Annotated in this window: 10 protein-coding genes and 1 pseudogene; 6 read left to right on the forward strand and 5 right to left on the reverse strand. The window is 70.5% G+C overall.

Annotated elements, in window-relative coordinates:
* Position 1: 1 nt before the first annotated feature.
* Together FHR33_RS23975 and FHR33_RS23980 are read left to right on the forward strand one after the other, a co-directional pair.
* Positions 2-430, forward strand: a complete 429-nt coding sequence (locus tag FHR33_RS23975) for a MaoC family dehydratase (RefSeq protein WP_183651790.1) — start codon at positions 2-4, stop codon at positions 428-430.
* Positions 431-432: 2 nt separating this feature from the next.
* Positions 433-894 carry an NUDIX hydrolase gene (locus FHR33_RS23980; RefSeq protein WP_221241218.1) on the forward strand — a complete coding sequence of 154 codons (462 nt, stop codon included), beginning with the start codon at positions 433-435 and terminating at the stop codon, positions 892-894.
* Here the strand turns inward: FHR33_RS23980 and FHR33_RS23985 are convergent.
* Positions 869-2,353 carry a hypothetical protein gene (locus tag FHR33_RS23985; RefSeq protein WP_183651792.1) on the reverse strand — a complete coding sequence of 495 codons (1,485 nt, stop codon included), beginning with the start codon at positions 2,351-2,353 and terminating at the stop codon, positions 869-871. The genes FHR33_RS23980 and FHR33_RS23985 overlap by 26 nt on opposite strands.
* Positions 2,354-2,427: 74 nt before the next feature.
* Here FHR33_RS23985 and FHR33_RS23990 point away from each other — a divergent pair, with 74 nt between their 5' ends.
* The 4 genes from FHR33_RS23990 to FHR33_RS24005 all read left to right on the forward strand — a co-directional run bounded on the left by FHR33_RS23990 (position 2,428) and on the right by FHR33_RS24005 (position 5,638).
* The gene (locus tag FHR33_RS23990) at positions 2,428-3,003 is read left to right on the forward strand and encodes a pyridoxamine 5'-phosphate oxidase family protein (RefSeq protein ID WP_183651796.1); all 576 of its coding nucleotides are present in this window, start codon (positions 2,428-2,430) and stop codon (positions 3,001-3,003) included.
* A gap of 114 nt (positions 3,004-3,117) precedes the next feature.
* On the forward strand, positions 3,118-3,606 hold the full coding sequence (locus FHR33_RS23995; RefSeq protein WP_183651799.1) for a SigE family RNA polymerase sigma factor: 489 nt from the start codon (positions 3,118-3,120) through the stop codon (positions 3,604-3,606).
* Positions 3,603-4,691, forward strand: coding sequence for a hypothetical protein (locus tag FHR33_RS24000; RefSeq protein ID WP_183651802.1), 1,089 nt, complete (start codon positions 3,603-3,605; stop codon positions 4,689-4,691). The genes FHR33_RS23995 and FHR33_RS24000 overlap by 4 nt, the downstream gene beginning before the upstream one ends.
* 14 nt (positions 4,692-4,705) lie before the next feature.
* Positions 4,706-5,638 (forward strand): hypothetical protein, encoded by a 933-nt coding sequence (locus FHR33_RS24005; RefSeq protein ID WP_183651805.1) that lies wholly within the window; start codon positions 4,706-4,708, stop codon positions 5,636-5,638.
* A 61-nt stretch (positions 5,639-5,699) separates the two neighbouring features.
* Here FHR33_RS24005 and htpX read toward each other — a convergent pair whose 3' ends face one another.
* The 4 genes and pseudogenes from htpX to FHR33_RS24025 all read right to left on the reverse strand — a co-directional run bounded on the left by htpX (position 5,700) and on the right by FHR33_RS24025 (position 12,519).
* On the reverse strand, positions 5,700-6,551 hold the full coding sequence (htpX, locus tag FHR33_RS24010; protein ID WP_183660258.1) for a zinc metalloprotease HtpX: 852 nt from the start codon (positions 6,549-6,551) through the stop codon (positions 5,700-5,702).
* A gap of 1,050 nt (positions 6,552-7,601) precedes the next feature.
* Positions 7,602-8,558, reverse strand: a pseudogene (locus tag FHR33_RS50520) (NADH-quinone oxidoreductase subunit N); the annotation flags it as partial.
* A gap of 323 nt (positions 8,559-8,881) precedes the next feature.
* A complete protein-coding gene (locus FHR33_RS24020; RefSeq protein ID WP_183651808.1) occupies positions 8,882-10,507 on the reverse strand; it encodes a complex I subunit 4 family protein in 1,626 nt (541 codons plus the stop codon).
* A complete protein-coding gene (locus FHR33_RS24025; protein WP_183651812.1) occupies positions 10,504-12,519 on the reverse strand; it encodes an NADH-quinone oxidoreductase subunit 5 family protein in 2,016 nt (671 codons plus the stop codon). Before FHR33_RS24025 ends, FHR33_RS24020 begins: the two co-directional genes overlap by 4 nt.
* Positions 12,520-12,676: the final 157 nt, after the last annotated feature.

A 12,676-nucleotide genomic window follows, 5' to 3' on the forward strand; every position in this document is an offset into this window, starting at 1 on the left:
CATGGCTGCCACGGTGAAGTACGACGAGGTCGAGGTCGGCCAGGAACTGCCCGCCACCGACTACCAGGTGCGCCGGCTGAACCTGGTGATGTACGCGGGCGCGTCAGGCGACTTCAACCAGATCCACTGGAACGAGCGGTTCGCCAAGACCGTCGGGCTGCCCGACGTGATCGCGCACGGCATGTTCACCATGGCCCAGGGCGGCAGGTTCCTCACCGACTGGGTGGGCGATCCCGCGGCGGTCATCGACTACGGCGTGCGGTTCTCCTCGATGGTGATCGTCCCCGACGACGACCAGGGCGCGACCATCACGGTGAGCGGGGTCGTCGAGGAGAAGCTCGAGGACAAGAAGGTGGTCGTCGGGCTGACCGCGAAGTCAGGTGACGCCCGCGTGCTGTCCAAGGCGAGGGCAGTTGTGCAACTCTCCTGATCGTGACAGAGATCCCCCTTCGCCGGTTCACGGCCCGCGTTCTGCCCGTCGACGCCCGTGGCCGGGTCCTGCTGCTGTACGGCTTCGACCCGGCCCATCCCGACTCGCCCTACTGGTTCACGATCGGGGGCGCAGCGGAGAAGGAGGAGAGCCTCGAGCAGGCCGCCGCGCGCGAACTGTTCGAGGAGGTCGGCATCACGGCGGCGCCGGAGAGGTTCGGCCGTCCGCTGGAGACCCACACGGTCGAGTTCTCCTTCGCCGATCGCGCCTACGTACAGGACCAGACGTACTTCCCCGTCCGCGTCGACACGGCCGAGGTGCGCTTCGACCACATGGAGGAGATCGAGCTGGCCACCACGCTCGGCCACCGCTGGTGGGGCGCGGACGAGCTGGAGGCCAGCGGCGAGGTCTACCACCCGCCGATCCTGCCCGCCCTGATCAGGAGGGCCGCAGCACCCTCGTAGCGCCCGCGATCAGCGCCGTGGCCAGGATCCAGCCCGCGATGATCAGCCCGTAGGCCAGACCCTGCGTCCACCCCGCGGGGTCGAACAGGTCGCGCTGGCCGAAGGCGGGAAAGGGCAGGAGCAGGTCGAAGGTGTAGGCGAAGGGGTCGAAGCCCGGGCTCTCGTCCGGCTTGATCGCTCTGGGCGGCACGAGCCCGAACGTGACGGTCCCCACCGCCAGCAGCAGCGCGAACCACACCCCCGCCAGCCACGGCCGGTAACCGTATCCGACGGTCACATCGAGCAGGCGGCCCCACAGCCGTCCCAGGGGGTTGAAGGTACGGCGGCGGGCGCGCTGCTTGGCGAGCAGGGTACGGCGGGCGAGCAGGTCGTTGCCGTCGCGCAGGTACCAGGCGGCCAGCTGCTCGTACGGCTGGGGCAGGAAGCCGTAGGGATCGCGCGCCACCCACCCGATCCTGCGCTCGATGGAGCCGCCGCGCAGCGTCTCGTAGATGAGCCCGTTGAGCCTCAGCTGCTCGGGCCAGCTCTCCGGGTCGTCACGCATGGTGCCGATGCGCGAATGGGCCAGCGTGACGACGCCCTCGACCGGTTCGGTGTACTTCAGATAGACCTCGCGCGCCTCCATGTGGCTCGCGTGCAGCGCGTAGGGGGTGTCGGGGCTGCGCAGGGCCCCGGTGATCGACAGGCTGGTGAGGCGAGCCCCGCGCAGGCGCACGCAGCCCAGCGCGGTGAAGCCCTTGCCGCACTTCATGACGTCCTCGACGACCATGCTGTCGCCGGTGAACGCGTCGCCGCCCGGATTGCGCAGCGTGGCGCCGTCCATGAAGAGCCCGCCGGTCAGCCGCGCGCCGACCAGCCTGAGCCCGGAGGAGATCTCCGCGTTCTCCAGGTAGAAGCCCGCGTCGACGGTGAGGGCGCCGGTGTGGACCCCACCGTCGATCTTGGTGCCGCCCATCCACAGGCCGCTCTCGAAGGAGGCGCGCGGCAGCCGTACCGTGCCGGTGACGTGCGCCCCCGACAGGCTGAGGTGGCCGGAGACCCGCATGCCGCCGCCGTTGAAGCCCGGCAGCCGGCAGTCGGTGAAGCGCATGGTCCGCGTCACGCTTCCGCTGAAGTCTGGCGCCTCGTCGAGGTAGCAGCCGCTCAGCGCCAGCTCGTAGTCCACGGTGCCGCCGCGCAGCTCGAGGCGGCCGGTGATCCTGGCCCCGCGCAGCCGTACCGCGGGGACCGCGCCCACGCCCGGCTCGCGCGCGCCCAGCAGGAGCGCCACGATCACCTGCGCCCTGACGGTGCGCTCGGGCCCCCACGTCGCGCCGTCGGCGGGCGCGTTCTGCCCTGGCGTACGGCCGACGCCGATCGGATTGTCCCCGAGCTGGACCAGCGTGCCCGAGTGGAAGGCCCGCCACAGGCGGCGCTCTGCCTGGGTCAGGCGCAGGCGTAATCCGTTCTGAACGACCATGGCCTGATTGTTCCGCACCGTTGCGGTCGCGAGGCGCGTCTCCCCGTCACGTCCGATCGCGGTTATCGTGACTCATGGGGAAAATCTACGAAAAGCTCACAGACCGGCTGCGCGAGTTCATTTCCGCTCAACCGGTCTATTTCGTGGCCACCGCTCCCGAATCCGGCGGGCATGTGAACGTCTCACCCAAGGGCTACGCCGACACCTTCGCCATCCTCGACGACCACACCGTCGCCTACCTCGACCTCGACGGCAGCGGTGTCGAGACCATCGCCCACCTGCGGGAGAACGGCCGCATCACGATGATGTTCTGCGCGTTCCACGGCCCTCCCACCATCGTCCGCCTGTACGGCACCGGCCGCGTCGTCACCCAGAACGACCCCGACTTCGCCGAATTGCTCACGCGCTTCGGCCCGCATCCCGGCGTGCGGTCGATCATCGTGGTCCACTGCGACCGCATCTCCGACTCATGCGGCTATGCCGTACCTTTCATGGCTTTCGAGGAGGACAGAGGGCTGCTCGACCAGTGGGCTGAGCGCAAGGACGTGCGGCAGAAGCGCGCCTACCGCGCCAAGAACAACAGGGAGAGCATCGACGGGCTGCCGGGACTGAGCGCGTCGGAGACCGACCCCGTGGCGACCCACTCCTGACCGCCCCGCTCGAGCTCGGCAGATCGACACCCCCTGCGACCTGATCGCGCGACATCGGCAGGGAAGTAGGCCACCTTTCCAACCCCGGAGCCCTGAGCGGAGTTATTAGAGGGCATGGACCGCTACGAAGGGTTCCGGGAGTTCGTCGATGCGCGGCAGCAGTCGCTGATGCGCACCGCCTATCTGCTCACCGGGGACTCCCATCTCGCCGAGGACCTTGTGCAGACGGTTCTGACCAGGGTCGCCTCCCACTGGAGCAGGCTCGCGGGGACCGGCAACCCCGAGGCCTACACCCGCAAGGCGCTGGTGAACCAGCACCTGTCGTGGCGGCGGCGGCGCTCGTTCTCCGAGATCGCGGGGCTCGAGGTGCCCGATCGGGGCGAGGCGCACGACGACGCCACGCTGCGCCGTCTGGCCCTCCGGCAGTCGCTCGCGAAGCTCTCCCCCAAACAGCGCGCCGTGATCGTCCTGCGATTCTACGAAGACCGCTCGGAGCAGGAGACCGCGCAGCTCATGGGGTGCTCGGTCGGCACGGTGAAGAGCCAGACGCGCTACGCGCTGTCCAAGCTGCGCGCGCTCGCCCCCGAGGAGGCGTACCGATGAACGCTCTGCGTGACGACCTGCACGAACTGGCGCTCGAAGCGCCTTCGGTGGATCTGGCCTCTCGGGCACTGGCAGCTGCGCGGCGACGGCGTGCCGTACGACTCACCGTCAGCGTGGCCGCCACGGTGGCCGTCGTGACGGGAGGCGTCGCCGTCGCGGTGGGGGCGCCGGAGCGGGCCACGGTGGTCACTCCGCAGGTGAGCCCGCTGCCGTCCGACGTGATCACCCAGGAGGCGCGCCCGCTGCCGGGCAACGGGGTGGGCGCGCTCCTGGAGGCCTACCAGCAGCAGGGACGCTGGTATCTGCGCACGCGTGAAGGACAGTCCTACGACGCGGGCGAGGTCATCCAGGGCGACGGCCCGCTGAGCATCACTGCCGACGGGCGGCGGATCGCCTACTTCGACAGGAAACTGCGCACCATCGTGGTGCGCGACCTGGCCAGCGGACAGATCTGGGGAGCGCCCCTGCAGCTTCCCGCCAGGACGTTCGACGCGGAGTACGCGCTCCGGCTGTCGCCCAGCGGGATGCGCATGATCGTCGCGGGCTGGGGAGCGGGCCGAGGACGCAACGTGCTCGTCGATCTCGTCAAGGGGTCGGTGAAGGAGCTCGACAGGGCCTGGTTCCCCGTCAGCGTGAGCGACACAGGAGCGGCCGTGCTGATCAGGCCCTTCGATGACCATACGAGCTTGCGAGTCCTCGGCCACGACCAGATCACCCTGCCCGACTTCGCCTACGACTTCAGCTCGCTCGCCCCCGACGGCAAGACGATCGCCAGGCTGGGGCAGACCCACGACCCCGACAGACGACCCCAGATACAGCAGGACAGGACGATCATCCTGACGGACGCGCTCGCGGGAGGCGACCGGCCCAGGGTCAAGCTGTCCGGTGTGCCCTCCGAGCTGAACCCCGCCAGGCTGGGCGCCTGGCTGAGCGCCGACGAGGTCACGCTGCTCGCGGTCCCCACATCAGCACGCGACGGCAACGCCGCCACGGTCTACGCGGTCAACGTGCGGACCGGACAGGCCAGGAAGCTGTTCGTCACGCAGGACGCGACGAGAACCACCGTCCCCGGCCTGGTCTCCTAGCTAAGGTGACAGCCATGCTCGTCCCCCTGCTGGCCGCCGGTTCTCTCCTGCTCGGCGCCGCCCTGCCCGGCGGCGCCCCGTCCCCCGCGCCTGTCCGCTATGCGGGGCTGACCTCGTGCCCCGGCGCGAACGGCAAGCGGCACATCTGCGGGCCGTGGCGGCTGTGGCTGCGCGGCGGCGGGACCGCGCAACTGAAGGACGCCCAGATCCGTTCGCTCGACGCCAGGGGCCGTGAAGAGGTCCAGCGCGCCCCCGTCGCCGTCGACCCCTACGGCCGGCACGTCGCCTACTTCGCGGCCGCCGACCGCCGCCTGGTGGTGCGGAACGTCGGCTCGGGCGGGCTCACCCGCGTCCCCGGTACGGCAGGCCGCCTGCCGTCCGGGCTGCGCATGTCGGACGTGGAGCTGCGCGTCGGCCCCGAGGGCCGCTATCTCGTGCTCGACCCCACGCGCAGCTCGACGCGGGGCGTCCTGGTGATCGAGGTGGCGACGGGGAAGACGTGGACGCTTCCGGCGTATGCGAGCGTCCAGGGGTTCAGCCCCGAAGGACGGCTGCTGCGGGTGGTCCTCGACCAGGAGGAGAGCGCCGTCTACCGTCCCGGGGGCGCGGTGCCGTCCGGAGGCGTCACGGTCGTGGGATGGGGGGCGCTGACTTCGGACGGCGCCACCGTGGCGGGGGCGGCTCGTGAGGGGTCGCGGGTGCTGGTGCGGTTCTATGCCACGTCCAACGCGATGGAGTCGCGGGCGCCCGTCCGGGTGAAGGTCCCTCGGGCGGAGGAGCCTCGCATGCTGCGCTGGGACTCCGGGTCACGGATGACGCTGCTGACGTTCGACGAGCCGCGGAGGTTCGTGGCGAGGTCGGTGGAGGTCAGAGGTGGAGGCGCGAGGGTGGTGGACAGCTTCACTGTCGGCAGGCACACCTGGGACGTCCACCTGGCAGGCGACTGACACGACGGTCCAGCCTGGTCGTGGCCTGGGGGTACGGCTGACTCCACCCGGTTCCCCCGGCTCAGCGGCGGTAGCCCGCCATGCGCTCCAACCGGGCCACGCGCTCGGCCGTGGGCGGGTGGGTGGAGAACATCCGGCCCAGCCCGCTCCCGCTGAACGGGTTGGCGATCATCATGTGGGAAGCCGACGTCAACCGGCTGTTCTCCGGCAGCGGCAACCGCCGGACGCCCATCTCGATCTTCCGCAACGCCGACGCCAGCGCGAGCGGATCACCCGTCAGCCGGGCGGCCGCCTCGTCAGCCTGGAACTCCCTCGACCGCGAGATCGCCATCTGCACCATGCCCGCCGCGACGGGACCGAGCACCATCATGAGCAGCGCCCCGAGGAAGCCCGGCCCCTCGTCGTCGTCAGAACCCCCGAAGAACACCGCCACATAGCTCAGCCAGGTGATCATCGTCGCCAGCGCTCCCGCGATCGACGAGATCAGGATGTCCCTGTTGTACACGTGCGACAGCTCGTGCCCGACCACGCCGCGCAGCTCCCGCTCGTCGAGCAGCTGGGTCAGCCCGTAGGTCACGCACACCACCGCTCGGCGGGGGTTGCGCCCGGTGGCGAAGGCGTTGGGCTGGATCGTCGGCGAGATGTAGAGGCGCGGCATCGGCTGCCTGGCCTCGGTGGAGAGCTCACGCACGATCCGGTAGAGGGTCGGCTGCTCGACCTCGCTCACGGGGCGGGCCCGCATGGCCGACAGGGCGATGCGATCGGAGAAGAAGTAGGCGACGCCGTTGCCGGCGAGAGCGAGCAGGAGCGCGATCTGAACGCCGGTGCCGCCTCCCAGCCACGCCCCCAGGGTGATGATCAGCGCGGAGAGCAGCCCCAGGAGGAGAGCGGTGCGCATGCCGTTGTGGCGCAAGGGGTCTCTCCTTCCGTGGCGTGGGCTCACCTGTACCAACGTCCATCCCCCGGCTACGCGTTCCCACATCCACCGCCGCCGCCATCCCTCCTGCTCGGATTCGGGAACGGAGGCCGAGAAGGACGACCCGCCGACCTCGAACGAAACCCGCCCAACCCCAAGCCGGAACCCTGAGCGGAACGCTGTGGCGAGCCCCCGAGACCGGCCCACCGGAACCCCGCGAACGGGACCCGAGACCGGGCCCATGCAGATGGCACCCGAGCCAGGACCACCATGCGAACGCCACCTGAAACCACGACCACACGCCCCAGACCCCCACCCGAACCAACACCCGGACGTCCGGCTCCACCGCTGAGCCCTGAGACACGGCGGGCCCGAGCACCCGGTGCGCAGGAACTTAAGAGCGACGTGGGCTCCAAGCTCCCGGTGCGCTGGAGCCGACGCCCGAGACTCGAGACGTCCAAGCAACCTGTGTGCTGCAGCCGACGCCCGAGACTCGAGACGCCCAAGCAACCTGTGCGCCGGCACCCAAGCTTGTGATTCGGTGGGTCCAAAGCCTCCGGTCCACTGCAACGGAACCACGCGGGCCCAAGCTCCCAGTGCGCCGGGACCCCAGCCCGAGAACCCCGTGAGCCCAAAACCCTGTGAGCCCGCACCCCCGACCCGCTGCAGCTGAAGCCCAACCCGAGACACGGTGGCCCGAAACCCCGATGCACTGGGATCCGAACTGGGGACATGGCGAGTCCACAGGTTCGAGCCGCCGAATTCGGAGCCCGGCATGTCGGGGCTGGGCAGAGCTCTGGTTACAAGGTGGTCATGCCGAGGACCAGTTGGGGGGGCCGCCGAGAACAGGATGGCGACCACCAGGGTGACACCCACCGCCATCCACCCGGCCGTCGCCGGTCTCCTGCCCACCCCCGGCGCTCGGGGAGCCTCCGATGGCACCGGCGCGAACAGGCGGGCCGTCCACACGACGTAGTAGTAGAGCCCGATCACCGTGTTCACGGCCATGACGATGGCCAGCCATCCCAGCCCGCCGTTCACGATCTCGCGGAAGACCACCACCTTCGCGAACAGCCCCGCGAGACCCGGCGGCAGCCCCGCCAAGCAGATCAGGCTGAAGGCCAGCGCCAGCGCCGCCACCGGGCTGCGGGAGGCCATCCCCCTGTAGTCGTCCAGCTCGTTGCGTGTGCCGCTCCTGGATACGAGCATGACCACCGCGAACGCCCCCAGGTTCATCGCCGCGTAGAACACCAGGTACGCCACGGACGCGCTCACGGCCAGACCGCGCTGGCCCGCCTCGCTGATCACCGCGAGTGGCGCGAGGATGTAGCCGGACTGCGCGACCGAGGACCAGGCCAACAGCCGTACGGCGGAGCGTTGCCGCATGGCCAGCAGGTTGCCCACCGTCATGGTGAGCGCCGAGATGATCGCGATGATGGGCGACCAGGTTGGGGCCTGGCTCGGCAGCGCGCTCATGAGCACCAGGATGAGCCCGGCGAAACCCGCCGCCTTGGAGATGACCGACAGCAGGGCGGCCACGGGGATCGGCGCGCCCTGGTAGACGTCGGCCGCCCAGGCGTGGAACGGCACAGCGGCGATCTTGAAGGCGAATCCGGCCACCACGAGCACCACGCCGACGGTCACCACGGCGGGCAGCTCGTTCAGGGGCACGCCCGAAGGAGCCGGCGAGAGCCCGCCGAGGATCTGCCCGAGCCTGGTGAGATGCACGGCGCCCGTCATGCCGTACAGCAGGGACACCCCGAACAGCATGATCGCTGTGGAGACGACCGAGACGAGGAAGAGCTTGACGGCCGCCTCGGAGGCCCTGCCGTCGTAGCGTTTGAGCGCCGTCAGCGCGAACACCGGCAGGGAGACCAGCTCGAGGGCGACCACGAGCATGATGAGGTCGCGCGAGGCGGGCAGGGAGGTCGCGCCGACGAGGGTGCAGAGCAGGAGGAAGTACCACTCGCCGACGGGGATGCCGCCCTCAGCGAGCTGCGTCATCGACAGCAGCACGACCACCACGCCCGCGACCAGCGCCAGACCTGAGAAGACGAGCGTGAAGTGGTCGACCACGAACGAGCAGGGGGCCGCGCCGCCCGAGCTGACGAGATCGGCTGGCACGCAGAACGTCTGCAGCGTGGTGCCTGCCGCGGCCTGGGCGACGACGAACGCGAGGGCCGCCAGCAGTCCCGCGAGCGACACCAGGCCGAGGGCCGTCCTGACCTTGGCGGTGTGCGGAAGGAAGGCGTCGAGCAGCAGGACCAGACCCGCCAGCAGGGCGACGATCAGCGGGGGCGCGATGGCGAAGTAGTCGATCGTCTGGATCACGACGCGCCTCCCAGCAGGATCTGTACGGCAGGCGTGGTGAGGGACAGCAGCGCCTTGGGCCACAGTCCGAACACCAGCGTCAGCACGACCAGCGGCACCCAGGCCACCAGCTCGTACCGGCGGACGTCGGCCGCCGTCGGCACCGCCTGTCCACCCTCGCGGACGGCGGTGACCCCTGTCCCCTCGGACGTCGCCCGTCCACCTTCATCGAGGGCGGCAGCGGGACTCGCCTGCCCACCCTCGTCGAGAACGGGGACACCGGCGCCCGGTCGCGGCGCCGTCCTTCGGCCGTGGGTGACGCGGGAGAGCATCGTGAGGAAGTACGCCGCTGTCAGGACCGCTCCCAGACCACCGATCACCATGAAGGCCAGGAACAGCGGGCGGGACAGCCCGGGCGCCGGCTGGAAGGCGCCGAGCAGGGCCAGCATCTCGCCCCAGAACCCCGCGAGCCCCGGCAGGCCGAGGGAGGCGATGCAGGCGAAGGTGAGCAGCGAGCCCAGATGGGGATAGCGGGTGAGCATGCCGCCGCCGATCGTCGGCATGTCCGCCGTGCCGTACCGCTCCTTGACGCCTCCCGCCAGGAAGAACAGCAGGCCGGTGATGAGGCCGTGGGCGACGTTGGCGAACAGGGCGCCGTTGACGCCGACGGGGGTCAGCGTGGCGAAGCCGAGCAGGACGAAGCCCATGTGGCCGATCGACGAGTAGGCGATCATGCGTTTGAGGTCGGTCTGGGCGAGGCAGGCCAGCGAGCCGTACACGATGCCGACCACGGCGAAGGCGCCCAGCCACGGGGCCACGGCGGCCGCGCCCTCGGGCAGGACGGGGATGGCGATTCTGGCGAAGCCGTACGTGCCCATCTTGAGCAGAACGCCCGCGAGCAGCACCGAGCCCACGGTTGGCGCCTCGGTGTGCGCGTCGGGCAGCCACGTGTGCAGGGGCCACATCGGCGTCTTGACCGCCAGGCCGAGGCCGACCGCGACGAAGGCGACGATCTGCACCGAGCGGGACAGCCCCGAGCCGTGTGCCTGTGTCAGGGCGACGATGTCGAGCGTGCCGGTCTGTGCCCAGATGAGCAGCAGTCCGAGCAGCAGCACGACCGAGCCGAGCAGCGTGTAGAGGATGAACTTGACCGCCGCGGCCCGCCGTCCCTGCCCGCCCCAGATGGCGATCACGAAGTACATGGGGATGAGCACGACCTCGAAGAACACGAAGAACAGCAGCAGGTCGAGCGCGAGGAACGTGCCGAGCATGCCGACTTCGAGGACGAGCAGCGTGAACACCAGAGCCCGTGCGCGGTCAGGCAGATGGCCGGGGCTCCAGCAGAGGTAGACGAAGCAGAGGAAGGTCAGCAGCGCGGTCAGCACGACCAGCGGGAGGGAGATGCCGTCGATCCCGAGGTGGAAGCGCAGGCCGAGCGAGGGAATCCACGGCACGTCGACGGCGAACTGGAGGCGCGCGGCCTGGCCGTACTCGAAGAACACCGCGAGCAGCACCGCCAGCGCCAGGGTGAGCCCCGACACCAGCAGGCCGATGAGCCTGAGGCGGCCCGCGGTGGCGGGCACGAGCAGCAGCGCGGCGCCGAGCAGCGGCACCGCCAGCAGCGCGACCGGCAACCAGGTCATCCGAACACCACCGCCCCAACCGCGATCAGCAGCACCCCTGCCAGCAGGCCGCTGACGTAGAGCTGCACGTTGCCGTTCTGCGCGAGGCGCAGCAGCCCCGAGGCTCCCTGGGCGGTACGCCCCGAGCCGCGCACCGCGCCGTCGACGACCGTGTCGTCAGTGCGCACCACGGCCCTGGCCAGCGCCAGCACGGGACGGACGAACAAGGCGCCGTAGACGGTGTCGACATAGAAGGCCCGCTCGCACGGGACCCTGAGCGGCCCTAGCAGCCTGGCCGGATCGGCGAGCGGATCGCCTCGCCACACCGCGTAGACGATGCCGGCGCCGAGCAGCGCGAGCGCCACACTGATCGCCGCCGTGCCCCAGCTGACGTGGTCGAGCCCAAGGACACCGAGCCCCAGAGCGGGTACGGCGAGCAGGACGACGGGCCCCAGCATCGAGGCGGGCGCCTCCCTGGTGTCGACGATGTGAGCGGTTCCTGGCTCGGGCTCAGGAAGCGCCACGACCCGCACCTGCCCGAAGAAGGTGCGCAGCCAGGCCCGTGCGGCGTAGGCGCCGGTCACGGCGACCGTCGCGAGCGCGCAGGCGTACAGCAGCAGGGCCGCGGCGTCGGTCAGGCGGCCCGCGCCCAGCGCCTGCTCGGTGGCGAGCAGGACGCCGTCCTTGCTGAAGAAGCCGCTGGCGGGCGGCAGCCCCATGAGCGCCGCGAAGCCGATCGTCATGGTCACGAACGTGACGGGAAGTTCCCTCCGCAACCCGCCCATCTGGTTCATGAGGTTGGAGCCGACATGGTGGATGACCACGCCCGCGCACAGGAACAGCAGCGCCTTGAACGCGCCGTGCGTGAGAAGATGGAAGATCGCGGCGGTGTCGGATCCCGCAGCGAGCGCTGCGGCCATGTACGCGAGCTGGCTGACGGTGGAGTAGGCGAGCACCCGTTTCAGGTCGTCCTGGGCGAGCGCGGCCAGCGCGGCGCCCAGCATGCCCAGGGCCGCGAGCACGGCCAGCACGTCGAGGGTCGGCGGGGCGGCGAGGAAGACGGGGAAGAGCCTGGCGACCAGGAAGATGCCCGCCGCGACCATCGTGGCAGCGTGGATCAGCGCGCTGATCGGGGTCGGACCCGCCATCGCGTCGGGCAGCCAGGTGTGCAGCGGTACCTGGGCGCTCTTGCCCGCGACCCCCGCGAGCAGCAGCATCGTGGCGGCGACCACGGTGGCGGTGGGCAGCTCCGGCACCTTGGCGATCACGTCGTCGATGCGGAAGCTGCCGGCGGACAGGCCGAGCACGAAGATGCCGAACAGGAAGCCGACATCACCCAGGCGCGTGACGAGGAAGGCCTTGACCGCGGCCCTGGAGTTGGCTCTGTCCTCCCACCAGTGGCCGATCAGGAGGTAGGAACACAGCCCCATGATCTCCCAGCCGACGTAGAGGACCAGGAGGTCTCCCGCGTAGACGACGAGCAGCATGGCGCTGGTGAACAGGCTGATGAAGGCGCTGTAGGAGGGGTAGCGCGGGTCGTCCTTCAGGTAGCCGATCGAGTAGATCTGCACGGCCAGCGCGACGAGCGTGACCAGGATGGCCAGGACCGAGGAGAGCTCGTCGGCCTGGAGGGTGAGGGAGATCGGGACCCCGCCCGTCTCGATCACACCGTAGGTGCTCCCCGCCCTGGCGGTGGCCGACGCGGCGGGGCCCTCCGCCGAGTAGGGCGAGAGCCGCTGGAAGAACGCGAAGCCCTGGCTCGCCGCCAGCCAGCACGCCAGGACGGCGGAGACGGCGGAGGGAAGCACCGCGAACCAGGCGGCCCTGCGGTTGGCTCGCGCGTCGGCTCCCCGTGGCGCGGTCGTGCCGTCGGCCCCCTCCGCGACGGTGTCGCCGGCGGCTCGCGGACCGGCCGTGTCGGAGGAGGGACGGAGGTGGCGCGGCCAGCGCGACAGCAGCAGACCGGCGAAGGCGGCGAGGAACGGGAGCAGGATGACGAGCAGGGGAAAGGCGTCGACGAACGTGCGGCTCACTGGACGCCTCCTCGGCTCGCACGCTTCTCCTGCCGGCCGGCCGCCGCCCCGTTGCCCGACGTCGCGGGGTCGTCCACAGGCCGCTCCCCTCCTGAGCCGCCGCCCGGCTGGTCGGCGCCCGCCTGCGGGGGCGGGAGCGTACGGCCGGCGGGCATGG

This window comes from Nonomuraea dietziae (assembly GCF_014195505.1).
GTDB lineage: Bacteria > Actinomycetota > Actinomycetes > Streptosporangiales > Streptosporangiaceae > Nonomuraea > Nonomuraea roseola.

What these genes read in the sequence shown, in the direction of transcription:
- FHR33_RS23975 (WP_183651790.1), top strand. Translation starts at nt 2, where the DNA reads ATGGCTGCCACGGTGAAGTACGACGAGGTCGAGGTCGGCCAGGAACTG.
- FHR33_RS23985 (WP_183651792.1), bottom strand. Translation starts at nt 2,353, where the DNA reads ATGGTCGTTCAGAACGGATTACGCCTGCGCCTGACCCAGGCAGAGCGC.
- FHR33_RS23990 (WP_183651796.1), top strand. Translation starts at nt 2,428, where the DNA reads ATGGGGAAAATCTACGAAAAGCTCACAGACCGGCTGCGCGAGTTCATT.
- FHR33_RS23995 (WP_183651799.1), top strand. Translation starts at nt 3,118, where the DNA reads ATGGACCGCTACGAAGGGTTCCGGGAGTTCGTCGATGCGCGGCAGCAG.
- FHR33_RS24000 (WP_183651802.1), top strand. Translation starts at nt 3,603, where the DNA reads ATGAACGCTCTGCGTGACGACCTGCACGAACTGGCGCTCGAAGCGCCT.
- FHR33_RS24005 (WP_183651805.1), top strand. Translation starts at nt 4,706, where the DNA reads ATGCTCGTCCCCCTGCTGGCCGCCGGTTCTCTCCTGCTCGGCGCCGCC.
- FHR33_RS24020 (WP_183651808.1), bottom strand. Translation starts at nt 10,507, where the DNA reads ATGACCTGGTTGCCGGTCGCGCTGCTGGCGGTGCCGCTGCTCGGCGCC.